General features: G+C 70.4%; 19 protein-coding genes and 2 pseudogenes. 11 read left to right on the plus strand and 10 right to left on the minus strand.

Features of this window, described 5'->3' with window-relative positions; genetic code table 11:
- Window positions 1-20: 20 nt before the first annotated feature.
- Window positions 21-2,270, minus strand: a complete 2,250-nt coding sequence (locus HNR61_RS44590) for a glycoside hydrolase family 3 C-terminal domain-containing protein (RefSeq protein ID WP_182849211.1) — start codon at window positions 2,268-2,270, stop codon at window positions 21-23.
- Between the two features lie 386 nt (window positions 2,271-2,656).
- Here HNR61_RS44590 and HNR61_RS44595 point away from each other — a divergent pair, with 386 nt between their 5' ends.
- The 3 genes from HNR61_RS44595 (at window position 2,657) to HNR61_RS44605 (ending at window position 7,140) form a co-directional block, all read left to right on the plus strand.
- Window positions 2,657-3,976, plus strand: coding sequence for an MFS transporter (locus HNR61_RS44595; protein WP_220510554.1), 1,320 nt, complete (start codon window positions 2,657-2,659; stop codon window positions 3,974-3,976).
- Window positions 3,977-4,660: 684 nt separating this feature from the next.
- Window positions 4,661-5,014: a glycoside hydrolase family 3 C-terminal domain-containing protein gene (locus HNR61_RS50635; protein WP_182849212.1), complete on the plus strand. Its 354-nt coding sequence runs from the start codon at window positions 4,661-4,663 to the stop codon at window positions 5,012-5,014.
- Window positions 5,015-5,754: 740 nt separating this feature from the next.
- A complete protein-coding gene (locus HNR61_RS44605; protein ID WP_312898402.1) occupies window positions 5,755-7,140 on the plus strand; it encodes a GH1 family beta-glucosidase in 1,386 nt (461 codons plus the stop codon).
- 501 nt (window positions 7,141-7,641) lie between these two features.
- Here the strand turns inward: HNR61_RS44605 and HNR61_RS44610 are convergent.
- Together HNR61_RS44610 and menC are read right to left on the minus strand one after the other, a co-directional pair.
- Entirely contained in the window at window positions 7,642-8,325 is a 684-nt protein-coding gene (locus HNR61_RS44610) for a GNAT family N-acetyltransferase (protein WP_182849214.1), read from the minus strand.
- A gap of 178 nt (window positions 8,326-8,503) precedes the next feature.
- On the minus strand, window positions 8,504-9,634 hold the full coding sequence (gene menC / locus HNR61_RS44615) for an o-succinylbenzoate synthase (protein ID WP_182849215.1): 1,131 nt from the start codon (window positions 9,632-9,634) through the stop codon (window positions 8,504-8,506).
- 140 nt (window positions 9,635-9,774) lie between these two features.
- Here menC and HNR61_RS44620 point away from each other — a divergent pair, with 140 nt between their 5' ends.
- Together HNR61_RS44620 and HNR61_RS44625 are read left to right on the plus strand one after the other, a co-directional pair.
- Window positions 9,775-10,581, plus strand: coding sequence for a nucleotidyltransferase domain-containing protein (locus HNR61_RS44620; RefSeq protein ID WP_182849216.1), 807 nt, complete (start codon window positions 9,775-9,777; stop codon window positions 10,579-10,581).
- A 203-nt stretch (window positions 10,582-10,784) separates the two neighbouring features.
- Window positions 10,785-11,276 (plus strand): DUF4396 domain-containing protein, encoded by a 492-nt coding sequence (locus HNR61_RS44625; protein WP_182849217.1) that lies wholly within the window; start codon window positions 10,785-10,787, stop codon window positions 11,274-11,276.
- 56 nt (window positions 11,277-11,332) lie between these two features.
- Here the strand turns inward: HNR61_RS44625 and HNR61_RS44630 are convergent.
- A pseudogene (locus HNR61_RS44630) lies at window positions 11,333-11,629 on the minus strand (metal-sensitive transcriptional regulator).
- A 173-nt stretch (window positions 11,630-11,802) separates the two neighbouring features.
- Here HNR61_RS44630 and HNR61_RS44635 point away from each other — a divergent pair.
- Window positions 11,803-12,975, plus strand: a complete 1,173-nt coding sequence (locus HNR61_RS44635; protein WP_182849218.1) for an NAD(P)/FAD-dependent oxidoreductase — start codon at window positions 11,803-11,805, stop codon at window positions 12,973-12,975.
- Window positions 12,976-13,110: 135 nt separating this feature from the next.
- Complete coding sequence (locus tag HNR61_RS44640; protein WP_182849219.1) at window positions 13,111-14,799, plus strand: VanW family protein; 1,689 nt, start codon at window positions 13,111-13,113, stop codon at window positions 14,797-14,799.
- Between the two features lie 30 nt (window positions 14,800-14,829).
- Here HNR61_RS44640 and HNR61_RS44645 read toward each other — a convergent pair whose 3' ends face one another.
- Together HNR61_RS44645 and HNR61_RS44650 are read right to left on the minus strand one after the other, a co-directional pair.
- Complete coding sequence (locus tag HNR61_RS44645) at window positions 14,830-15,504, minus strand: hypothetical protein (RefSeq protein WP_182849220.1); 675 nt, start codon at window positions 15,502-15,504, stop codon at window positions 14,830-14,832.
- An 86-nt stretch (window positions 15,505-15,590) separates the two neighbouring features.
- Window positions 15,591-15,998, minus strand: a complete 408-nt coding sequence (locus tag HNR61_RS44650; RefSeq protein WP_182849221.1) for a nuclear transport factor 2 family protein — start codon at window positions 15,996-15,998, stop codon at window positions 15,591-15,593.
- Window positions 15,999-17,469: 1,471 nt separating this feature from the next.
- On the opposite strand from HNR61_RS44650, the gene HNR61_RS44660 reads away from it, so the two are divergent.
- Window positions 17,470-17,943 carry an NUDIX hydrolase gene (locus HNR61_RS44660; protein WP_182849223.1) on the plus strand — a complete coding sequence of 158 codons (474 nt, stop codon included), beginning with the start codon at window positions 17,470-17,472 and terminating at the stop codon, window positions 17,941-17,943.
- A gap of 13 nt (window positions 17,944-17,956) precedes the next feature.
- On the opposite strand, the pseudogene HNR61_RS44665 reads toward HNR61_RS44660, so the two are convergent.
- The 4 genes and pseudogenes from HNR61_RS44665 to HNR61_RS44675 form a co-directional block, all read right to left on the minus strand.
- Window positions 17,957-18,528, minus strand: a pseudogene (locus HNR61_RS44665) (transposase family protein).
- Window positions 18,529-19,703: 1,175 nt separating this feature from the next.
- Window positions 19,704-20,612 (minus strand): F510_1955 family glycosylhydrolase, encoded by a 909-nt coding sequence (locus tag HNR61_RS44670; protein WP_182849225.1) that lies wholly within the window; start codon window positions 20,610-20,612, stop codon window positions 19,704-19,706.
- A 14-nt stretch (window positions 20,613-20,626) separates the two neighbouring features.
- Window positions 20,627-20,758: a hypothetical protein gene (locus HNR61_RS49735; protein WP_281400753.1), complete on the minus strand. Its 132-nt coding sequence runs from the start codon at window positions 20,756-20,758 to the stop codon at window positions 20,627-20,629.
- A gap of 108 nt (window positions 20,759-20,866) precedes the next feature.
- Window positions 20,867-21,229, minus strand: a complete 363-nt coding sequence (locus HNR61_RS44675) for a DUF6153 family protein (protein ID WP_182849226.1) — start codon at window positions 21,227-21,229, stop codon at window positions 20,867-20,869.
- Between the two features lie 188 nt (window positions 21,230-21,417).
- Here HNR61_RS44675 and HNR61_RS44680 point away from each other — a divergent pair, with 188 nt between their 5' ends.
- The 3 genes from HNR61_RS44680 to HNR61_RS44690 all read left to right on the plus strand — a co-directional run bounded on the left by HNR61_RS44680 (window position 21,418) and on the right by HNR61_RS44690 (window position 23,795).
- Window positions 21,418-21,798 carry a BlaI/MecI/CopY family transcriptional regulator gene (locus HNR61_RS44680; RefSeq protein WP_182849227.1) on the plus strand — a complete coding sequence of 127 codons (381 nt, stop codon included), beginning with the start codon at window positions 21,418-21,420 and terminating at the stop codon, window positions 21,796-21,798.
- 2 nt (window positions 21,799-21,800) lie between these two features.
- Window positions 21,801-22,733, plus strand: coding sequence for a M48 family metalloprotease (locus HNR61_RS44685; RefSeq protein ID WP_182849228.1), 933 nt, complete (start codon window positions 21,801-21,803; stop codon window positions 22,731-22,733).
- Window positions 22,734-22,874: 141 nt separating this feature from the next.
- Window positions 22,875-23,795 carry a C40 family peptidase gene (locus tag HNR61_RS44690; protein ID WP_182849229.1) on the plus strand — a complete coding sequence of 307 codons (921 nt, stop codon included), beginning with the start codon at window positions 22,875-22,877 and terminating at the stop codon, window positions 23,793-23,795.
- The last annotated feature ends 722 nt before the right edge of the window (window positions 23,796-24,517 follow it).

The following is a 24,517-nucleotide window of genomic DNA, read 5'->3' on the forward strand; positions in this document are numbered from 1 at the left end:
CCTTGACGTCGGCAGGACACTCAGCCGGACCGGCTGATCTCGATCAGCTCTTCGAGCCAGCCGGCCGGCAGGGCGTCGCCGGTGAAGGTGATCATTTGGCTCATCGGCACGCCGGCGGCCATCTTCAGCCAGTCGGGGTGCTGCGCGGCGATCTTCGCGTCCTCCTTGGTCATGTCCCGCATGCGTTCGCTCAGCTTCCGCATCAGGGCGGGCCCGGCGATCGGGTGGTCGAGCCAGTCCCCGAAGGTGGAGTCCATCGAAAGCGGGGTGAGGCCCTTGTCACCGGTCAGGCTGATCGCCGCCTCGGCGAGGACGTGGTGCGCGTCGGCGCCGATCTGGACGCGGTACTCCCCGGGGCCGACGGCCCACCGGGAGGCGGTGATGTCGTAGTAGGCGAAGGATCGCCGGTCCAGGTCGAGGACGACCGTGCGGGACTCTCCCGGCTCCAGCGCGATCTTGGTGAAGGCCCGCAGCTCACGGGCGGGGCGGCGGACCTTCCCCGCGGTGGTGGCGACGTACACCTGCACCACGTGTTTGCCGGCGCGGGTGCCGGTGTTGGTCACGGTGACCGACACTCTGGCGGTGTCGTCCCCGGTCGGGGTCACGGTGAGCTCGTCAGTGCTGAAGGTGGTGTAGGACAGGCCGTGCCCGAACGGGTAACCCACCGGCCGGTCGGCGCTGGTGTAGTAGCGGTAGCCGACCATGACGCCCTCGCCGTACCGGACGTGCCCCGCCTCGCCTGGGAAGTTGAGGTAGCTCGGGTTGTCCTGCAGGCGCAGCGGGACCGTCTCTGCGAGATGCCCCGACGGGTTGACCACTCCGTACAGGACGTCCGCGAGCGCGCCGCCGCCGGCCTGGCCCAGGAGCGTGCCGTCGACGATCGCGTCCACCTCGTCGTGCCAGCCCTCCAGCGACATCACGCCGCCGTGGGAGAGCACCACGACCGTGCGGAGCGCGGCCCGCGCGACCTCATGGATCAGCTCCACCTGCTCCGCGGGCAACTCGATGGTCTCGCGGTCGTAGCCTTCGGACTCCTGGTTGTCGCTCAGCCCCGCGAAGACCACCGCCACCTGCGCGTTGGAGGCGACCGTGACCGCCTCCTCCCGCAGTGCTCCGGCGTCCCCCGAGCCGTCGGCCGTGAATCCCTGTGCGTGGGTCACCGACTGGCCGCGGTCCGCGGCGTGCTTGGCGATCTCGTCCAGGGGCGTGTCCACCCGCGTGGGGTTGACGCGTGAGCTGCCGCCACCCTGGAATCTCGGCGTGGTCGCGAACGCCCCGATCACGGCCACGGTGGTGACGTCCTCCAGCGGAAGCACCTCGCCGTCGTTCTTGAGCAGCACCACGCAGTCGGCCGCCAGCGTCCGCGCCAGCGCGTGGCCGCCGTCCACGTCCAGGTCACCGGTGGCCGGCGTGACCCGGCCGGCGAGTGCGACGACCCGCGCAACGGCCTGGTCGACCAACGCCTCGTCCAGCTCACCGGCCCGCACCGCGGCCACGACCTGGGCGTCGGTCACCCCGCCGTCGCCGGGCATCTCCAGGTCCAGGCCGGCCGCCAGCGCCGCGACGCGGTCGTGCACCGCGCCCCAGTCCGAGATCACCGCACCGGTGAATCCCCACTCCTGGCGCAGCACCTCGGTCAGCAGCCACCGGTTCTCCGTCGCGTGGACACCGTTGATCTTGTTGTAGGAGGCCATCACGGTCGCCGGCCGCGCTTCGGTCACGATCCGCTCGAACGCCGGCAGATAGATCTCCCGCAGCGTCCGCTCGTCGACGTCCGCGCTGATCCGCGTCCGGTCGGTCTCCTGGTTGTTGGCCGCGAAGTGCTTGACCGACGCGCCCGGCCCCTCGCCCTGCAGTCCGCGCACGTGGGCCGCGCCGAGCACGCCGGACAGCAGGGGGTCCTCCGAGTAGTACTCGAAGTTCCGCCCGCACAGCGGCGACCGCTTGATGTTCACGCCCGGTCCCAGCACCACGGTGACGCCCAGCGCCCGAGCCTCACGCCCGAGCGCGGCGCCCAGCGCGGCGGCCACCTCGGGGTCCCAGCTCGCCCCCACCGCCACCGCCGGCGGGAAGCACGTCGCCGGCACACTGCCGTAGATGTCGGCGGTATCCGTTCTGTCTTCCAGGTAACGGAGACCGTGCGGGCCGTCGTAGAGCAGCACCTCCGGGAGTCCTGCGTCCGGCAGCGGCTCCGTCGACCACATGTCCCGCCCCGACAGCAGGGACGCCTTCCGCTCCAGCGACAGCGAGCCGAGGTCCAGCGAGGGCATGGTGGGGGATCCTTCCGGGGGTCGGGCCCGTGAGCAGCCGATCGGTCTGCGACCGGGCATGGGCCGTGTGCGTGGCGAAGCGGTGCCGGCGGTCGATATGTCCGACCGGGCGAAATGCCCATCTCGCGGAGAGAGGGCGCCTCACCGTAGGCAGGTTCAACTTTCGCGCGCAAGTACTTGCGCGCGAAAGTTCCGGTGTCTACCGTACCCACAAGCTTGCGCGCGTAAGTGGCGTCGGTCACATACAGGTCGGTGGTGAGGGCCGGCCTACCCGGCAGAAGCGGCGGCCGCGGTGCCAGCGGCGATCAACCACCCCTATCGCCCCACCCCAGGAGACCCCACATGACCTCGTCCGGAGACCTGCCCGGTTTGCCCATGGAGGCATCGTGACGACCCCGAACCCTCCTGCCGAGCCGCCGGAAGCCGCCGCCGAGGCCCTCCTCGCCGGCCGCGAGGAGCTCATCGGGAGCGCCGCGCCGTCGGAGAACCCGCCTCGAGTCGGCGCCTGGGCCATCACGGTCTACGCGCTGACGATGTTCGGCTTCCAGCTGACGTTGCTGCTGCCGGCTCTGTTCAGCCTCGCCTACAAAGTGCAGCTGATCGATCCGGCGAACAAGGACGCGAGCCTGGGTTTCGTCATCGGCCTCGGCGGGCTGTTCAGCCTCCTCGTGAGCCTGCCCGCGGGCGTGCTGAGCGACGGCACCCGGCTGGGGTGGGGGCGCCGCAGGCCCTTCCTCGTGGCGGGCCTCGTGCTGTCGGCTCTCGGCGCGCTGATCATCGCCGTCGCCCCGACGGTCATGGTCATGCTGTTCGGCTATCTCGTCACGGCAGTGGCCACCGCCACGATCGGCACCGCCATCAACCCCTTCCTCGCCGAACAGGTACCGGTGGAGCAGCGCGGAACGGTGGGGGCACTCAGTGGAGTGGCCGCCGCGTTCGCGGGCGTCGGGTCCACGCTGCTCGGCAGCTTCCTCACCGGAAGCATCTACCTGCTGTTCCTGACCCCGGTGGCCGTCCTCGGCGTCATGACGCTGCTGTACCTGCTGGTGATCCCCGATCGGCCGGCGCCCGAGGACGTGCGGGTCGGATCGATCCTCGACGTGTTCAGGAACATGTGGTTCAACCCGCTCAAGCACCCCGACTTCGCGCTGGTCTGGGTCGGGAAATTCTGCCTGTCGTTCGGGTCCACGTTCTTCAGCACCTACCAGCTGTACCTTGTGCAGGACCGCTTGGGCTACGCCCCCGAGCAGGCAGGACGTCAGCTCGCGGCCGTCGGCGGGCTCAGCCTGCTGGCGCTGGTCGGCTGCTCGATCGCCGGTGGGACGCTCTCCGACCGGTTCAAGCGCCGAAAGCCGTTCATCTACCTCGCGACCGGGCTCATCGTGGCCGGTCTCGCGGTCGCCGCGAGCGCATCCTCGATCCTGTTCTTCGCCGTCGGCGGGGTGCTGCTGTCGGCGGGCACCGGCGTGTTCACCTCGGTGGACCTCGCCCTCGCCTCAGAGGTCCTGCCCGAGAAGGACAAGGCGGGCAAGTACATGAGCATCTACTACCTCTCCTCCACGGTCGTGGGCGGCCTCGCCCCGCTGCTCGCCCCGGTGATCCTGGGGCTCGGCGATGGAGGGAGCTACGGCGTTCTGTTGTTGTCAGGCGCGATCCTTGGACTCGGTGCGGCGTTGACCACGGCGAACATCCGCGGCGTGCGCTGATTCGGATGCCTTGCAGCCGGAAAGCCGGTGACAGCAGAGCAGCAGCACCCCGCTGCCCTTGACGGCATCACGCTGCACTACACCGAGCACGGCACCGTGCACAGCGACGCAGCCGTGCGTCCAGGCTGTGCGCGCCGGGGCACACCGGACCTGCGGTGAGCACGGCCCTGCGCATGAAGTTCGAGCTGGGGCTGTTCGATCGGCCCTACGTTGACCTGGACGCGGTGCCGGAGACCCTCCACTCCGCGGAGATCCGCGGTCTCGCTCGCAGGATCACCGAGCGGGCGGGGCGCCCTACTCCGCAACGAGCCGGTGGACGGCGTCCCCCGCCTTCCGCTCGCCCGGACACCGCGACGATCGCGATGATCGGTCCGAACACCGACCACCTGCTGGGACAGCTGGACAACTACAGCCATCCGGTACTCGACGGCATGACGAAGCGGTTCGCGCTCGCCGGACGCCCACCAACCCACGCGAACAAAGTCGCCGAATTCGCCAGCTCGACGGGATCCGCGCCCAAGCCCACGGCGCGACGGTGCCACACGAGCCCGGATGTCCCGTGCAGTACGAGGACCGCTCGGACATTCCCGCGACCGTCGAAGCGGCGAGATCCGTGGTCGCCGTCGGAGACCAAGCGGGTGTCAACGGTTTCGGCGCCGTCGGTGAGGGCCCGAACAACATCACGTGCGGACTGCCCGGCGTTCAACGAAAACTGGGCGGGCGGTACTGGCCACGGGCACGCCGACCGTCGTCACGCTCACCCACGGCCGGCCCCGCTCGCTGAGGTGGACGGCCGACTCCGTTCCTGCGAACGTGACGAGCCGGTTCGGCGGGGAGGGGTCTGGAAGTGCCGCCGCCGTGCTCTTCGGTGGCGTCAATCCCGCCGGCCAGCCCAACTGGCGGGCGACGCAGACTCCCCATACGTCGAAGGACGCGCGGCGACCACGTTCCCGTTCGGACACGGTCGCCTCAGGCCGGCGTTCAACTCCCTGGCCGCCCTGGAACAGGACCGGCCGCTTCCGATCGATCACATCATGATCCACCGGAAACGACCCAGCCCTCGAGCGCTGGCCCCAATCCGGCGAGGCGTGAGAGCGGTCAAGCCGAATCAAAATGTATCACTTGTTCTAATTTCACTGTAGTGTCTGATGCCGTTCACCAATTCGGGGGACAGGGAGCGGCCACCGGAGGGCGAGTGATCCACAGGCCGTCGCCTAGCCGACCGCATGAGTGCGCCCGCGCCCGGAGAGAGATGACGGAAACTTCGAGTAACGACTGGCGGCCCCCAGCCGACCCGACCGTTTCCGCGGTATGCACTGGCAACGGTGCGTCAGCCCGGACGCCCGAGGTCCTTACACGACACCCCCGTCGGTCTAACGATCGTGGGTACGGCAGCCAGCCCGACGGCCTCCTCCTTGGCGCCCAGATCGATGTCGCAGGCAAACGTCGCCGCGGCGAGCGGACGCGTCGGAACGTCACCGAGAGCGAGCGACGGCCGAGGCAGGCAGAGCTTCCGCTCGCCCATTCACGTGACTTCGAGCTGCCGGGCTCCGAGAACACCTGGGACGTCATGGAAGTGCTGATGCGGCTCCGGTCGGATGGCGATCGGGCACGCCGACCTGGCCAGCGGCGATGTAGCCGAGCCCGCCCGTATCACGACCTTGGCGGTATCGAGGTGCTCCTCGCACACGGCCTCTGGTGCCGTATGGGCCACTCCGCCGCCGACATCACTGGACCGGGGGTCACCGATGGCGGTAACCGCCCACGAAGGAGCGAGCGTGACCAGCAGGAACGACTTCCCGCCGGGTTTCGTCTGGGGCGCCGCGACGGCGGCGTACCAGGTCGAGGGGTCAGTGACGGCGGACGGCCGCGGTCCGAGCATCTGGGACACCTACGCGCACACCCCCGGCCGGATCGCCGACGGGAGCACCGGAGACGTCGCCGACGACCACTACCGGTTGTTCGCCGAGGACATCAGGCTGCTGGCCGGCCTCGGGTTGAATGCCTACCGGTTCTCCATCGCGTGGCCGCGGATCGTTCCCGAGGGTACGGGCCCGACGAACCCCGCCGGACTCGCCTTCTACCGCCGACTCGCCGAGACCTGCCTGGAACACGGCGTGACACCATACGCGACCCTCTATCACTGGGACCTCCCCCAACCACTTGAGGACGCCGGCGGATGGATGGTGCGCGACACGGCCGAGCGGTTCCGTGACTACACGGCGGTGACGCACGATGCCCTGTCGGACGTGATCAAGCACTGGATGACGCTCAACGAGCCCTGGTGCTCGGCGCTCAACGGCTACGGCGACGGTGCCCTCGCGCCCGGCCGATGCGAGGGTGCGAACGCTTTGAAGGCGGTGCATCACCTCCTGCTCGGCCACGGGATGGCGCTGGAGGCGATCCGATCGTCGGAAGGGTCCTACGGGATCGCGCTCAACCTCGCGCCGGTCCACGCCGCGTCGGGCTCCCCCGCGGACCGTGAAGCCGCGCGAAGGGTGGACGGGCTGCAGAACCGCCTGTTCCTTGAACCTCTGCTGTTCGGCAAGTACCCCGCCGACGTCCTTGAGGACACCGGCATGGCGGCGTGGTTCGCACAGCACGAGGACGACCTGCCGTTGATCTCGGCGCCGCTGGACTTCATGGGAGTGAACTACTACTTCCCGACAACGGTCACCGCCCCGGAGGGACCGTTCTCGGATCCGAGCAAGCCCAGCACTCAGCCGGGCAGTGAGAACGTGACCGCCATCGACACCGGCCTCCCCCGCACACATATGGGCTGGCCGATCCAGGCGACCGGGCTACGCGACATCCTCGTCACCATCAACAGCCTGGCACCCGACCTGCCGCTGTACATCACGGAGAACGGAGCGGCCTTCCCCGATGCGCCGACCGCGGACGGGACGGTCGAGGACGACGGGCGGCAACGCTATCTAAAGCAGCACATCGAGGTCGTCCGGCAGATCGTGGCCGAGGGCCTGCCGCTGAAGGGCTACTTCGTCTGGAGCCTGCTGGACAACTTCGAATGGGCCTGGGGCTTCAGCCGCCGCTTCGGAATCGTCTACGTGGACTACGCGACGCAGACTCGAACCGTCAAGAACAGCGGCCGCTGGTTGCAGCGCTTCCTTACCAGCGACGCGCCGTTCGACAGCTACACGGGGTAAACGCGAGGTTCTGCTCCTCAGCAGGAGGGACTCCTGCCCGCCTCCGTCCTTCGGCGCGTCCATGGTGTGGCCCGACGCGCGATGACCAAGGAGGATCCCGAAACACGGAGAGGCAGCATGACCTGCGGGAACCGGACTGCGGATCATGTGGCCGGGTGCGCGAGGACGGGATACCGGACACTGCTGATGCAGTAGCAGAATCCAAGAGCACCGGACATACGCAGCCCGCCGGATGAGAAGTCCGACGGGCTACGTGTTCGCGTCAGGCGGGGCGGAGGGCGGGCTTCGTCGTTTGGGCGATCAGGTGGCCGGTGATGATCGTCTGGAGTTCGGCGATGCGGGCCTGGGCTTCGGCGAGCTCGCGTTCCAGGTCGGTGGTGTTGTTCTGGTCGTCCTGTGGCGCGGCTTGGGCGGCGCGGATCTCGTCGAGGGCGGCCGGGACGTCCGGGCACGCGGCGGTCCGCGCGCCGGACTGGAGGGTCGCACCCGGCGCCGGCGCCGTCAGGGCGTTCGGAAGCCGCGGAACGTCACCCGCTTTCGGACCCGGAAGCCCAGCCGTTCATAAACCGCGATCGCACCAACGTTGGCTGCGGCGACATGGAGGAACGGGCGTTCGCCGCGAGCGGCGATACGTGCGGCCAGAGCACGCACCAGGCGGGTGGCATGGCCCCGTCCGCGGACCTCGGGGGCGGTGCAGACCGCGCTGATCTCGGTCCACCCCGGCGGGCGGAGCCGCTCGCCCGCCATGGCCACCAACGTGCCGTTCTCGCGGATGCCCAGGTAGGTGCCCAGTTCGTGGGTGCGGGGCCAGAACGGTCCCGGTTGCGTCCGCGCGGCGAGCTCGAGCATCTCGGGCACATCGTCGGCGCCCAGTTCGACCACTCCCGGGACAGGCTCGGCGTCGGCGGGACCGATCATCTGGACGCCGTCGAGGGTGAAGACCGGCTCCCAGTCCGCCGGCGGGATCGCCGGGTGGCTGAACAGGTCGGCGAGTTCACCACGGCCGAGCAGCCGGGCGAGGTCGGCCCACTCCGCGGGGTCCGGGTCGGCCGACACCGCGGCGAAGGTCGCGACCTGCGGCAGGTAAACGGCCACCTGGCCGAGCCGGCGGGCCAGGTGGCGGTGATGGCCCCGGAGCGACTCACCGACCGGATCGTCGAGTGCGGCGGCGTCGCGGTCGACCATTACGTGGTGCCTCTCATGTCGGGAGTCCTGGCCCGAACGCGAGCTTCAAGCCACGGTGGCCGAGCGCGACGGGCGACTCCACATGGTGCCCGAACCGCGCCACCACCCCGTCCTCGCCCCAGCGGACCGGTGCCGCTTCCCCAGCTTCTTCCCTCGTCCCCGTGCCGCGCCCAGGGGGCTAGGACGCGGGCCGACCCGCTTTCCGGTCGCCGACGCCGAGCCACTCGGACGCGAGGGTCAGCTCGTCGAGGACCTCCTTGACCGGGGCGGCGCCGATGCCGGGTCCGGTGGGCACCGTCAGGTGCCCGTCGGCGTAGTCGAGCGGCTCGGTGACGTCGGTGGCGAAGTAGCGCTCGGCGGCGCAGGTATCGGCGGGGAGCGTGAAGCCGGGAAGGGCGGCCAGCGCGAGGTTGGCCGCCCGGCCGATGCCGCTTTCGAGCATGTCGCCGCACCAGACGGCCACCCCGTGGGCCTGGCACAGGTCGTGGATACGGCGGGCCTCCAGGTAGCCGCCGACCCTGCCGGGCTTGACGTTGACGATGGCGGCGGCGCCGAGGGAGATGGCGGCCGCGGCCTGGGCGGCCGACTCGATCGACTCGTCCAGGCAGATCGGGGTCGCCAGCCGCCGGGACAGCCGGGCGTGCCCGAGCAGGTCGCCGGGGGCCAGTGGTTGCTCGATCAGCGCGAGTTCGAAGGCGTCGAGTCCGGCCAGATGCCGGGCGTCGGCCGGGGTGTAGGCGCCGTTGGCGTCCACCTGGAGCATCAGGTCGTCGCCGAAGCGTTCGCGGACGGCGCGCACGGGCTCGATGTCCCATCCCGGCTCGATCTTGAGCTTGATCCGCACATAGCCCTGGGCGAGGTACCCGGCGACCGCGTCCAGCAGCTCTGGAACCGATCCCATGATCCCGACCGAGACGCCGCAGGCGACGCGCTGTCGCGCCGCTCCCAGGTACCGGCCCAGCGAGTCGCCGCGGGCGCGCAGTTGCGCGTCCAGGACCGCCGTTTCCAGCGCCGCCTTGGCCATCGGATGCCCTCTGAACGGCGCGAGCGCCGGGGCGACGCCGTGCGCGTCCACGCTTGGCGGCAGCGCCGGTACCAGGAACCGCCGCAGGAGGTCGGCCGCCCCGTCCACGTACTCGGCGCTGTAACGCGGTTCGGGCAGGGCCACGCATTCGCCCCAGCCCTCGGCGTCCGACGTCACCACCCTGACCAGCAGGACATCGCGGGCGCAGAACACCCCGACGGAGGCACGGAACGGCTCTTTCAGGGGCAAGGCGACCTTGCGGATCTCGATCGCTTCGATCGTCACGGCGCCCCACCCCACATATCGTTGACTCAGTCAAACATAAGCGCCCGCCCCAACGGGAGCAAGGGAGAACGAACCCAGCCGTTCCAGCGGTCCAGCGGTCCAGCGTCACAGGGGCAGAAGGAGCGCGGCACAGTGACTCCATGAACGAACGAGGACTGGACCGCGACGGGACGATCGCACGCGAAGGCGCGCTGGACCGCGTGCCCGCGGTGTTCGTCCCCGTCGTCGATGCGGCCCGCGCCCATATCACCGCGACGTTCGGCGGAACGCGCCTGCACAGCGCATATCTCTACGGCAGCATCCCCCGTGGCACCGCCACCCCCGGAGTCTCCGACCTCGACCTCCAGCTCGCCCTCCACGACGAGCCCACCGAAGCCGACCGCGCCGATGCCAAGGTGATCGAGGATGCGCTCGACCGCGCGTTCCCGCAGATCGACGGCGTCGGGATCCTGCTGACCAGTACGCGGGTCCTGCTCAGCGACCTCGAACGTCACGACGGCGGATTCTTCATCGCCTGCCTCTGCACCCCGCTGCTGGGCCCAGACCTCGCGGAAGAACTGCCCCGGTACCGCCCCACGGCCCTGCTCGCGCGGGAGACCAACGGCGACCTCGCCCGTGTGCTTCCACGCTGGCGCGCCAGAGCAACCGAAGCCGCCACGGACGCCGATCGCCGGATCCTCAGCCGTTCGGTCGGCCGTCGCATCGTCCGCACGGGATTCACTCTGATCATGCCCCGATGGGGCGGCTGGACCAGCGACCTCGACCGGTCCGCCGAGCTGTTCGGCCGCTACTACCCTGAGCGCTTCGAGCAAATGCGCACCGCCGCGGCCGTTGGTCGTGCGCCCTCGTCTGATCCGGTGGTGCTCGGAACGCTCCTCAACGACCTCGGCCCTTGGCTCGCAGCCGAATACACAGCCGTGCACGGCGAGAAGGCCCCGCGCCCCTGACCGGCAGCCGGGCCGCGCGGGCACGCTCGTGCCCGCCGTCGACCGCGTCCTCGACCTGGACGAAATCGTGAAGGCACCCCCGCATGCCGCCCTCCGATCGGCAACTCCTACATAGCGTAGGATCTCGTCCACCTTCCACGATCCCGACCTCCGGGGCCCTCTCAGAGGCCGGGCATCCCCGACGGCGACGACCGAGGTTGGCGATGGCGACGCACGAGCACCACTCCCCCGGGCACCACGCGCACGAGCGCGGCGGCCCGGTGACCTGGAGGACGGCCGCGCAGGCGACCGCACACTGCCTCACCGGCTGCGCGATCGGCGAGGTGCTGGGCATGGTCATCGGAACGGCGCTGGGCCTGCACGACCTCGCGACCATCGCGCTGGCGGTGGCCCTGGCCTTCGTGTTCGGTTACGCGCTGACCATGCGCGGGGTTCTGCGCGCGGGACTGCCCTTCCGGTCGGCACTGAAGGTCGCGCTGGCGGCCGACACGGTGTCGATCCTCGTGATGGAGATCATCGACAACGGCATCATGCTCGTGGTGCCCGGCGCGATGGCCGCGGGCCTGACGAGCGCGCTGTTCTGGGGGGCGCTGGCGTTCGCGCTGCTCGTCGCGTTCCTGCTGACGACCCCGATCAACAAGTGGATGATCGGGCGGGGCAAGGGCCACGCGGTGGTGCACCAGTACCACCACTGAGTTCCCGCGGCGCCCGGACGCCCGCCGCGCAGGCCGCTACCGGCCCGGCCCCGTTCTCACCTCATCAGGCAGCCGACGGTCGCCATCATCTCCTCCGCCATCGCCTCCGACCCGCCGTCGAGCGCTCCCCTGTGCATGCAGTGCCGCACGTGGTCGTCCAGCAGCCCGAGTGCCACCTTGTTCAGCGCGGCCTGGATGGCCTAGATCTGGGTGAGCACATCGATGCAGTAGCGGTCGTCCTCCACCATGGCCCCGACGCCGCGCACCTGACCCTCGATCCTGCGCAGCCGTCCGCCCAACTGCTCTTTCGTCGCGCTGTAGCCCCGTGACGGGGACTGCTTCTCCCTCTCCATGGAGCCACGGTACATAAACCCCGTAGGGGTATACCAGTGCGATGCGCCACTCCCCCGCACACCCCCATGGGGGCCAAAGGAAGCCGACATCCGCAATGAGACACCGATCACAGTGCGATTTATACCCTACGGGGGTACTGTATGCCGCCACGGACCCCCGGAAGGAGACGGCAATGCCATCGTTGGACCGCATCGTGATCGTCGGCGCTTCGCTCGCGGGACTGCGCGCCGCCCAGGCCCTGCGCGAGGAGGGCTTCACCGGCGACCTCACCCTGGTCGGCGCCGAGCCGCACCTGCCCTACAACCGCCCGCCGCTGTCCAAGAGCCTGCTGACCGGCGACGACGACGTGACGCTGCCGGGCGACGGGTTCGACGCCCGCTGGATGGGCGGCCGCCGCGCCGTGGCGCTGGACCGCGTCGCCCGCACCGTCACCCTCGACGACGGAGCCGACCTGCCCTACGACGGCCTGGTGATCGCCACCGGAGCGCGCCCTCGCCACCTCCCCGGCGGGCAGGGCACCCACGAGGGCGTCCACGTCCTGCGCACGCTGGACGACGGCCTGGCCCTGCGCGCCGCGCTGAACCGGGGACCGGCCCGGGTGGTGGTCATCGGCGCCGGCTTCATCGGAGGCGAGGTCGCCTCGACGGCCAGGTCGCTGGGGCTGGACGCCACCCTCGTCGAAGCCGGCCCGCTTCCCATGGGCGGGCTGCTCGGCGAGACGACCGGCCGGTGGCTGGCCGACCACCATCGGCGGAACGGCGTCGAGCTGATCACCGGGGCCCGGGTGGCGGCCGTGGCGGACGGCGCCGTGCGGCTGGCCGACGGGCGTTCGATCCCGGCCGGGCTCGTCGTGGTCGCGACGGGCGTCACCCCTGAGGTCGGCTGGCTGGAAGGCAGCGGGCTCAAGGTCGACGACGGCGTGCTGACCGACGCGGCACTGTTCGCCCAGGGCGCCTCCGACATCGTCGCGGCGGGGGACGTCGCGCGCTGGCCGCATCCCCTGTTCGGCGGCGCGCTCGTCCGCGTCGAGCACTGGGCCAACGCCAACGACCAGGGCGCCCGGGCCGCCCGCAACCTGCTGCGCGGGCCCGGCGACGCGGAGCCGCACGCCGAGGTTCCGGGTCTCGGCACGCGGGTGCACGGCACGCGCCTCCAGTGGGCGGGTTTCCCGAGCATGGCCGATGAGGCGCTCGTCGCGGCGGGCGATCCGGCCGACGACAAGTTCTCCGTCGCCTTCCTCCGGGACGGCGTGGTGGTCGGCGGTGTCGCCGTGAACTACCCCAAGGAGGCGATCCGGCTCCGCAAGGCCGTCGCCGCCCGGGAGGCGAGCGCTTCGCCCGCCTGACGCCCCGTTCAGCCCCCGGTCTCACCGGAACGACCAAGAGCCGTCGAGGCCGGGGAACGACCGTCCGCAGACTTCTCCGACCAGCACTTATCGCACATCTACTAGCATTCGTGGTAGCTCCTGAGGAAAGGCGCGATGCCGGTGAAGCCGTCCCTGCCCCGCTCCGCCGGGGCACGGCTGGCCGTCGCGGCGGCCGGGCTTCTCGGCCTGTCCGCTCTCCTCTACCTCGCGGCGTTCCTGTACGCGGGGACCCAGGTGCCGCGGGGCACCACCGTCTCGGGGGTGGACATCGGCGGGATGTCCCCGAAGAGCGCGGCGGCGAAGCTCGACCGCGACCTTGGCGAGCGTTCGCGTCGGCCGATGACGCTCCGCGCCGGTTCGCGGTCCGCCACGCTGGACCCGCGGCAGGCCGGGCTGTCGCTGGACTCCCGCGCCACCGTCGATGCCGCGATGCGCGGCCGCCACACCGTCCCGGCCCTGGTGGAGAGCATGACCGGAGGCCGTGACGTGGAGCCCCGCGTCCGCGTGGACCGAGCGCGCCTGGACGCGGCCGTCACGCGTCTCGGCAAGATCTTCGGCAGGCCCGCCCGGGAAGGGCGGGTCGTCTTCGAAGGCACGACCCCTGTCGCCGTGCCGCCCCGCGACGGCACCGGCGTGGACCCGTCGCTGGCGGCCCAACGCGTCCGGTCCGCCTTCCCCAGCCGGACCGAGGTGGAGCTTCCCCACGGGCCGCTGAGGCCGCGGACCACCGAGGCGACCGTCCGGCAGGCCGCCGCGGGTCCCGCGCGCACCGCGGTGTCCGCCCCCATCGTCATCTCCGCCGAAGGCGAGCGCGTCAGCGTGGCCCCGGCCGCGTTCGCCCCGCACCTCACGTTCCGGGCCGACGCGCGAGGCGGGCTCCAGCCGGACTTCGACACCGGGAGGCTGGTGGCCGCGCTGGGTCCTCGCCTGCGCACGCTCCAGCGACCCGCCAGGGACGCCACCTACACCGTCAGGAACGGCGTGCCGCGGCTGTCCCCCTCCCGCGACGGCAAGAGGATCGACCTGCGGGCGCTGGACGCGGCCCTGCCCGCCGCGACGACCGGCCACCGGCCGCGGGAGGTCGCGGCGCGCCTGGTGCCGGCCAGGCCGCGGGTCACCACCGAGGCGGCGCGGAGGCTGGGCATCAGGGAGAGGATCAGCACGTTCACGACGCGGTTCCCCTGCTGCGCGCCCCGGGTCAGGAACATCCAGACCATCTCCAGGATCCTGGACGGCCGCATCGTCAGGCCCGGCGAGACCTTCTCCCTGAACGGGACCGTCGGCAGGCGCGACCGGGCCCGCGGGTTCGTCGAGGCGCCCATGATCCTCAACGGCCGTTTCGTCAACGACGTCGGCGGCGGGGTCTCGCAGTTCACCACCACGATGTTCAACGCCGTCTTCTTCGGTGGCCTGGAGGACGTCCAGCACACCCCGCACTCGTTCCACATCTCCCGCTATCCCGCCGGGCGCGAGTCCACCGTCTCCTATCCCCAGCCGGACTTCCGGTGGCGGAACGACTCCCCCTACGGGGTCCTCATCGACACCTCCTTCACCGGCACGTCCGTCACCGTGACGTTCTGGAGCACCCGGCGGTACGAGATCCGGTCCCAGAGCTCCGCGCGCTACGCGGTCCGGGGCTTCGAGTCCAGGACCGAGTCCGGGCCCGGGTGCATCCCGATGCCCGGCGCCGAGGGCTTCAAGATCGACGTATGGCGGATCTTCAAGCGGGACGGGAAGGTCGTCCGCCGCCAGAAGTTCCACACCACCTACCTGCCCGAACCTCGCGTCACCTGCGGAGGCTGACCCCGCCGGCCCGGTCCTCGCCGGGGACGTTCAGACCTTGGCGGTCACCGTCTCGATCACCGCCGGGATGACCTGCTTCTCGATGACCCTGTTCTTGCGCGGGGTGTCCTCCCGCTCCACGCCGTCGATGTTGACGTACCAGGACATGGACGGGATCGTGAACATCAGCGGCCCCCGGCGGCAGGTGACGGCGGGCACGTCGTTCTTGGCGGTACGGCTCCCGAAGCACGCGTCGGCGCCCGCGGCGTTCAGATCCTCGACGACGGCCGAGCGCGAGGCCCCCTTCCTGGCCCCGTCGAAGAACCTCGTCACCAGCGCGGGATCGCCGACGGCGTCGATGCCGATCGATATGTCGTTGCCGAAGGGGCGTCCGCTGGGGCTGGGAAGCTTGACCTCGTAGGTGCACTTGCCGCTGTCCGCCCGGCCCGCGCCGTCCGGACCGAGCGCGCCGGCCTCGCCGACGGTGACCCACTCCGCCGTGCGCCGAAGGTTCGTGGCCTGCGGCAGGAACGCCTTGATCTCCTTCTCGCCGAGCAGGTCACAGGCGTCGGGCCACCGCGCGGGGTTGACCGCCCGGCGCGGCTGCCAGGTGATGCCGAGCTTTCGGGCCTCCGGCTGCGCCTCCTTCACCGTGACGGAGTTGCTGAGGACCCCGCAGGCCGTCAGCGCGACGCACGCCGCCGTCACCATGACACTCGCACGCAACGCCGTCATCCTCGCCCCCCTCGTCGACGCCGCGACGTCGTTCCCGGCTCCCGCGCCGAGCCGGCCGCCCGGCGGGTGCGACCAAGCTACCGGTCTTCGTCCAGTTGCCTGGTGAGCTGATCGATCCGCTGGATCCGGCCGTCCGGCGCCAGGCGGCCGAACATGTGCACCTCCGCCACGAAGGTCCTGCCCTTCCGCAACCTGGTCCGCAGCGTCCAGCGGGCGGCTATCCGGTCCTCGCGGACCAGCGCCTCGTGGATCTCGATGCCGGACCGGTCTCCGGCCGCCATCGCCGCCCTGTCGACGTTCTTGCGGACGGGACGGACATGCTCGATCATCCGCTGCCGGTCGATGACGAGCCCGTCGTTGCGGTACTGGAAGTCCGGGACGAAGTACCGGTCGAGGATCACACCGGGCTCCTCCTCGGACAGGGCCATGTCCCGCGTGTAGGCGACGAGGAAGTCGACGAGGTCGCGTTCGGAACTGATGCCCATGACACCCCTTAGGAGTACAACGTACGCTTACACGAGACCAAGGTACGCCACCTCCGTAGGGTTCATCCACCCCGATGCCGTGACTCATTCGGCGATCGTTCGTTGATCGGATCGCGCCGGTCCCCACCGGGCCACCGCTTCCTGACGAGTCACGGAAGTGGTTCCACCTGCGCCGACACGACCTCAACGGCAGGCGACAGCGCAGGATGACCGGCCGACTCGCATGCACCGCTGGATGGTCGAGCGCACAGTGTCGTGGCCGAACGACCTTCGCCGCCTGCACCGCCGACATGAACGCCAGGCCGCACAGCTCCTGGCCTTCGTCGGCATCGCCACAGCTCTCACCTGCCATCACCAACTCACCAGATGAGCTACGACCCAAGAGGCGGGCTTCAATTCCCAACAGCCTCACAGCGGAGTTTCCCAGCAGGCGCGCAGGACCTTCCACACAGATGCTGACTATGCTGGCGCAGCTCAGGGCACTGATCATTGATCCGACCGGGTCTCATGGAACTGGCAGAACCGAGCGGTGGACTATCTCGCTTGCCAGTATGACGGCGTGGCCGGGTAGCGAAGCTCAGAAGACCTTGGTTGCAGGTCAGGACGCGGGCCTGGCGCTTTTGCCTGTCGGTTCTGGACCCCACAGCGGCGGGCTGGGCTTGAGCTTGACGCCCTTGCGCAATGACTCCTCCGTGATCCGCCAAGTGGAACCTTGACACAGTGGCGGACCGTAGGTGGCGGCGCGACCGTCCTCGGTCTCGACGTGGAGATATTTTTCGTTGGGAGCGGAGGTGGGTCCGCACTGATCTCCCAGAAAACGTTCTCCTCCGCCAGGAGAAGTCTCCCAGTCGCGAGTTCGGGTGCCGGGCGGGCATGTGACTCCCGTCGTCCAACACCACCCATCACCACCGCCGGGCGGACGCCTATGGATCCTGACGCGTACGACGTGTTGGCTTTCATTGACCACAGTGAAGGAAACCTCGCTGCCATCGCGGTCGCCGTGGTGTCCCAACCACATGAGGGAGAGAACGTAGGCTGGGATTGAAAGGAACAACAGGGCAACGATCACGCATCCGAAGGTCGGCAGGTCCTGGCGCATGAGGCCACTCCCGATGACGTGACGAACCTAGAGGCTTTGCGTCTGCCAGGAACCGTCCGTGTTGCGTTTGGGCTAAATGCTAGTACTAGGTTCTGTTTTCAAATAGATGCAGTCGGTTGGCGCGGCAACGAACTTTGACGATGTGGTTCATCACCCGTGAGCCTTTTCAGCCTGGTTGTCCTGGTCGCAGGGTGGTTGCGGATGGCTGGGCGTTGAGTGAGGCGCCCCGGGTTCTGTGAAGCCCGCGAAGTTCTCGTCGGTGGGCTGGCAGGCTTTCTGTCAGCCTGGTGAGGCTGATGGGCCGGGTCTTGGAGGTCGTGGCCAGGGTTTCCGGGCCTGTTCTAGGGGGTCTGGGATGCGGGGAGGTAGGGGATGAGTTTCCGGCTGGCGGCGTATGCCGTTTGTATCAAGGACGGGCGTGTGCTGCTCACCCGTCATGTGCCGCCGAAGGGCGAGTCCGTCTGGACTCTTCCGGGCGGCAGGGTCGAGCACGCCGAGGACCCGTTCGATGCGGTGATCCGGGAGGTCGCTGAGGAGACCGGCTGCGATGCGGTGGTCGAACGCCTGCTGGGTGTGGACTCCAGGGTCATCCCCCCGGCTGAGCGCACCGTCCCCGGTGGACCCGAGCACCACAATGTCGGCATCTTCTACCAGGTGCGCATCACCGGTGGCCAGCTCCGGCCTGAGCCGAACGGCCAGACCGCTGAACCGACCTGGACCAGGATGCCCGAGGTCGCTTTCCTGCGGCGGTCATCCCTGGTTGACATCGGCATCGCCCTGGCACAAAGTCTCCCGGCAACCGGGCATGTCGCTGCTGTTTCGATCGGCGGCCTGATCCAGCACTGAGGTGATTCCATCCTCATCGGCCCTGGTATTCGAGGGTGAGGATTGCTTGGACGACGGCGGTCGGGCGGCTGGGTGAGCAGCGGGCCTTGGCGTGGTACCGGTTGAACAGCCTTTTTGCGTTTCCCCATCTTGCGGCGCTTCTTGCGCTTGCAAGGGGGTGCCGATCGCGCCACCTGCACCGACATAGCCCTTGTCGGCGTAGCAGGCGATCGCGCAGAAGGCCAGGTGGTCGATGATGCCGTGCTGGCGGGCCGCGGTCAGGTCGTGGACCGGGTCCGGCAGCGCGGGCGAGGCCCAGATGAGTTCGCCGTGCGGATCGGTGAGGAACTGGATGTTCACCCCGTGGCGGCGGTGCTTTCCCGGGTAGTACAACCGGTCGTTCGCGCCCGACAGCCGGTCGATCGCCGCGAGGGTTCCCTCCAGGACGAGGAAGGCCTTGCCTCGCGCGGTCCGCAGTGCTTGGCGCAGGTCGGGGGCCAGCCGGCGCCACCGTGAGCCGGTCCGGCGCCGGTGGTCGCGGATCAGGTCGGCCACGAAGGTGCGGGCCGAGGGGGACAGATCAAGCGCGGCGCGATAGAACAGCATCAAAGCTCCTGGTGGTCAAGGTGGTCGCAAACCTCGACACACCAGGAGCTCTGTTGGTTACCGGACCCGCCGCGCAGGCCGCGACCAGCCCGTGACCAGCAAGATCAAGATAGAATCGGCCCCGTGAGTTGACGGATGCCGAATGGGAGTTGCTGGAGCCGCTGCCCCGGCAGCGGATGGGACGGCCCCGCAGTGATGACCGGCGGGTGCTCAAGCGGAATCGTGAGGAAGCCGAGCACGGGGTGCCCAGGCGGAGGGTGCCCGAACGGTGGGGGGTCCTGGGCCAGCCCGCACACCCGGTTTCGCCGGTGGGCCGTCGATGACACCTTCACAGCCATGCCGCAGGCCACCCGGGCTCCCCGGCGCATCAAAAGAAGGTGCCGCCACCAGGCAGCCGGGCAATCGCGACGCGGGCTGACCAGCAGGATCCACCTGACCTGTGACGGGCAAATGGCCGGACGCCCGACATGTCGGCCTCGGCGACCTAGAAGACCTCCCCTTACAGGACCACCCGCGCCTACAGTCCGGCGGGTGCCTCCATGTGGTGATGCTCGTGAGCGTCACCGTGGTCCATGGAGTGATTGTGCACCCCGTCCTGGGTACCGGCGGCAGGCTTGCAGTCTTGCGAGGACGCGCGGGCAGGGCAGCAACGGCGTCGTCGTGCGCGGCCTCGGCCGGAGTGCCGGTTTCGTCGAGCTGCACGCGAGCCAAGGATCTGCCGTGTCATTCCAGATCCCGGGATCGCCCGCGTGAGGTCAGGTCCCGGCTCTCCGCAAACGATGAGCAGGCCACCGACCACCGATGAAGTGGCGGGAGACCAGTCGCGGCGGCGGATGCCCTCCTCCGCGCGGAGCCGTAAACGGGTGGCGCTGGCGCTCCACCGCGAAGGGCCCGCGACGGTGAACCACGCGAGCCGCTCCCTCCGGTCCACCGCAACGCGCCTTCACGCAGGGCGTGGACGAGGAGCACCATCGTCACCGCGTACCAGCGCACGTGGTAGCGGAACACGGCGTGCTCCTGCGCCGTCCGCCCGCCAGGAACGACAGGGTGTCGACGGCGGCGAGCACGGCCAGGAAGTCCCCATCGAACGCCTTCCGGAAACCGGTGGACCCCTTTGCTCGATCTGAGATCACACCCAGCCCCCGGCGTTTCGTAACGGGACGGTGGCCGCCCGGCTACCGTGTCGTCGGCCGGTACAGGAGGGTGAAGTCGTGTCCGCCGTTCCGCGACTCGTACAGGGTGCCTTCGTCGACGGCGGCGAGCAGTCTCCGGTCGTCCACGGCGGTGAACGCGGACACCTGCGCGCCTGGAACACGTCCGCGCGCCTGCCACCCGCTCCCGTCGGGGCTGCTGGCGTACGTCCGCCCCTCCGGGTCGACGCCGACCAGCCCGCCGCCGGTCACGTCCAGGTGGGTGAGGACGGGCGTCCAGGCCGCGGCCTTGAAGGTGGTCCCGCCGTCATCGCTGACCTGGATGCCCTGCGGTGTCGTCGCGTACACCCGGTCCGGCTGGTCCCGCCCGGCGGCCAGGTCGACAGCCTCCAGCCGGGCGCCCAGCACCCAGGTGCGCCCCTGGTCCCCGCTGCGCCGCACATGCCCGGTCTGGTTGTCGTGGACGTACAGGTTCTTCCCGGCGGGCTGGATGGAGTGGAAGTCGGCCCTCCCTTGGTCCGACACGGCGGTCCAGGTGTTCCCGGCGTCTTCGGACCGGATCAGGCCCAGGTGCGGGGCCATCCCCTTGGAGATCTCGGCGGCGGCCGGGTGGCCGCTGGCCAGGAACGTCCTCGGGCCGATGACGGCGAAGCCCATCGTGTCCTGGACGCGCCCGGCGACCCGGACGGCCTGCTCGGGGCCCGCGACCCGGAAGACCCCGTGGTGGGCGCCGACGTAGACCGCGCCGTCCGCCGGGTCCACGCCGATTCCGTGGACATGGCCGAAACCCTGGCTGACGGCGGACTGCGTCGGCGCGGGATGTTTCTTGTCGCCCGCGCAGGCGGCGAGTCCCAGCGACGCCAGGATCGTGATCGCCGTGCCGGAGGCGAGGCGCGTCCGGGGGAACGCCCCGGAACGTCGTGGCCGGAACATCGCGGTTCCTCCGTTCATGCCTGGTGGTCGACGTCGGGCGTGCCGTCCGGCGGCATCCGCACGGCGTCCTTGCGGATTCCGGACGGCGTGAGCGCGGCCGGCTCTCCGGCGGCCGGCAGGCCGGCGCAGAAGTCGATGGTGTGCATGTCGAATAACGCCTCACACGTCAGTCATGCGAACGGGAACAGAGCATGGCCGGATGAGGTGACGTCCCGCAGACCGGCGGGGCAAGGCCTCACCCGGCGGTAAGCGCTCTAGACCCGTAGGACGACGGCGCGGGTGAGGAGCGGTCGGACAGGCGGCGGCCCGCGCGGCGTCGTCGCGGCCGGGCAGCGGCTTCCGGTCCTCCGGCGCGGCCGTGCCGGCGCGTGGCGCGGCAGGAGGGCGCAGCCGATCGCGACGAGCGCCGCGAAGCAGACCGTGAAGGGGTCGGACGAGCCCACGCCGCCGTCCTCGTGACCGGCCGCGTGCCCATGCGTCTCGAACGCCGCCGAGGGCGTGAGGTTCGGGTGCTCCACCGCGTGTGAGTGACCGGCGCGGGCGCGGTCGGCGGCCGGGTCCTCGTGCCCGGAGCGCCCGAGGGTGTGCATCGCCGCAACGCCCAGGAGCAGGGCCAAGAGCGGCAGCAGACGCGGCAGGAGACCCGCCGTACCCTCCCGCTGACCGCTCACCTGACCCTCCGCCGGGTGCCGTCCGACCGGACCCTCCCAGGGTATCCACCCCTCACCGAGCGCGGACGGCGGTCCCGAGGTCGGCTCCCCGCCGGCCACCTGGGCCACAATGGCAGGGAACGGAAGGGGATGAAGTGGCCGAACCGGGCGGAGCCCTCGAACGGGCGATCATGGATGTGCTGTGGTCGGCGCCGGAGCCGCTGCGCGTCCGGGAGCTGCTCAACCGCCTCAACCGCACCAGCGACAGGCCGTGGGCGTACAACACCGTGCAGACGGTCGCCGAGCGCCTGACCTCCAAGGGGCTGCTGCGCCGCACCCCCGACGCCAACGCCTTCCGCTACTTCCCGGCCCGCACGCGCGAGGAGCACACGGTCGCGGTGATGATGGAGGCGCTGGCCGACGCCCCCGACCAGGGAGTGATCCTCACCCGGTTCGCCGAGAGCATGGACCCCGCCGGCGCGCGGCGGCTGCTGGACGCCCTGCGCGACCGCGCCGCGGACCGGCCGGACTCCTGAGCATGGCCGTTCTCGCCGTCACGCTGGTCATCGCGGCCGTGGTCCTGGGCGCCGTCGCCGGTGCCGTGCTGGACCGGGCGCGATGGGCGGTGCGCCGGCCCGCCGTCGCCCTGGCCTGCTGGGCGGGGGCCCTCACCGGGACGGTCGCGTCGTTGGCGGGGTTCCTGCTGCTGGCGGCGGTGTGGCCGCCCGCCCCCGGCCACGGCCTGCTCGACCGGCTGCACGACTGCCTTCCCGGCCACGCCCACGCGGGCCTGCCCTGGGCTTCCGTCGCGGGGGTCGCGTTGCTGGGCCTGTGCGGTGTGCGGCTCCGGCACGGCCTGCCGCGCCTGCGCCGCACGCTGGGCCGCCGCAGGCGGCACCGGGAGATGCTGAACCTGGTCGCCCGCGAGGACGGCGGGCACCCCGACGTGCTGCTCCTCGACCATCCGCTGCCGGTCGCCTACTGCCTGCCCTCCCCCCACCGGCCGATCGTCGTCAGCTCCGGCGCCAGGGAACGGCTGGACGCCGACCAGCTGGCCGCCGTCCTGGCGCACGAGCGGGCGCATCTGCGTCAGCGCCACCACCTGCTGCTGCTGTTCACCGACCTCGTTCATTCGCTGCTGCCCTGGTCGCCCACCGCGCGGAGGGCCCGCGTGAGCGTTCCGCCGTTGTTGGAGATGGCGGCCGACGACGCGGCGGCCCGCCGCTGCGGGACGGAGGCGCTGGCGGAGGCGCTGCGGCAGCTCGCCCTGCTGCCCGGACCGGCGGGCGCCCTGGCCGCCGCCCCCTCCCGGGACCGGCAGCTCGGCCTGCGTCTGGCCCGGCTCGCCGCGGAGGGCGGACGACCGCGCCGCGGGTTCGGCGCGATCGGCGTCGCCGCGGCCCTCTGCGCCGCGGCCGGCCCGTTGGCGCTGACCCTGCTGGCCCTGCTCGCCTCCCCGTTCATCTGCTGAAACAAGAGTGACGTTTGAGAAAGAACGCACTCCAGTGACATGCTCCCGCCGATCTCCTGCGATCCGTAGGAGATCCGGCGTCGGGCCGCGCCCGGACGCCTTCGCCTGCCATGTCTCGGCCCCCGATGTCACCGAGCGCCCGTGAGCCGTCCCCGCCGACCGGCTCGGCGGGCGGAACAGGAGCCCTCCACCGACCAGCTCAGGGCACGCGCGGAGAAGCTCGGCGGGCGGTGCAACGGGCTGAAGGTCCAACTGGAGCAGGCCCAGCACGCCGCCAGGTCCGCCGACGCCACCGCCCGCCGCCGGGAGCAGGCCCTGCGTGCGGCGCGGGAGGAGGTCAAACGCCTCGCGGCCACGAGCTACATGTCCGGCGGCCAGGACCCGATGGTCTCGCTGTTCGCCTCCGGCGATCCCCAGAGCGTCCTGGACCAGACCTCGGCGATGCGGTTCTTCACCCGGCAGAGCAGCGACCGCGCCCAAGCCCTGCTGCAGACGCTGCAATCGGCGCAGCGGGCCCGCAAGACCGCCGAGGAGCGCGCCGCCCAGGTCCGGCAACTCCGCTCCGACCTCGAACGACAACGCAAGAAGACCCAGCGGCTCTACGAGAGGGTGCGCGGCACGCTGCTCAAGCGGGCGCCCGAGAAGACCGGTGACCTGCCGCCGGTCTCGGGTTCGGGCAGGGCGGCCCAGTCGGTCCGCTTCGCGCTAAGACAGATCGGCATCCCCTACTCCTGGGGCGGCGGCGGCCCGAACGGCCGCACGTACGGGGTGGCGCAGGGCCGCAACACCAGGGACTTCGACTGCTCGGGCCTGACGCTGTACGCCTACGTCCAGGTGGGCGTCATGCTGCCGCGCTACACCGGCGCCCAGTGGAAGGCCGGCGTCCAGGTCCCCCACGGCCGGCTCCGCCCCGGCGACCCGGTGTCCTTCCACGCCGACCTGCACCACATGGGCCTGTACGTCGGCGACGGCAAGATGGCGCACGCCCCGCAGGCCGGGGACCACGTCAAGATCAGCCCCATCGCGGGCCGCCCCTGGGCCGGGGCCGTCCGCGTGGCCTGAACCCGCCCCGCCGTCGCACACCCCTCTTCCCCGCTTTCGTGCGGAAGCTCGACGCTTCCACGAGCCGGTTGCGATGGAGCGGCACGGCGGCGGCTACAGCCGGGTCCCGGTGGTCACGCTGCCGTTGAGTACTGGCACCGATGTGGCGACCGAGACCTCGGACCCGCCCCTGGTGCGCGGAAACCTGCGGACCACCGCCGGACTGCTCAACCCCATGATCGCCGGGCCGGACGTGCCTCTGTCCGCTGCGGAGAAGAGTCACAAGGAACCCGCGGCCTCGCTAAGCCCTGTCCGGTGGACCGGGGGATCAACGGGCTCGACGGTGAGAACCATTCACCGCCGGCCACGCGTCACTTGAGCGGGGGCTGCGGAGGAACGCACGGGTGGGAACGATGCGTTGGGCTCGGCGGACATGGCAGGAGACCGGCACAACGCTGCGCACTCTCGCGATCGTGCTGTGGAGTGTCGGTGCGTTGCTGCTCGTGTTCGGCTGGTGGGGTGACATCGTCGGGTTCTGGGAAGAGCCTTCACCGTGCCGCTCGACGAGGGATCCCAGGGTCGGTTCTCTCCATTGGCCAGACAGCACAGAACGTCGATCCCAAGGCTCGTCTCATGTGTCGCTTTCGGCACATGCGTCGCAATACTTAACCGTCGAGAACCAAACAAGATCACGTCTCTCCCGGAGAGGATCAGGGGCCGGAACACAAGGCGAGAACGGATCC

Origin of the sequence: Actinomadura kijaniata (genome assembly GCF_014138665.1) — a bacterium.
GTDB lineage: Bacteria > Actinomycetota > Actinomycetes > Streptosporangiales > Streptosporangiaceae > Spirillospora > Spirillospora kijaniata.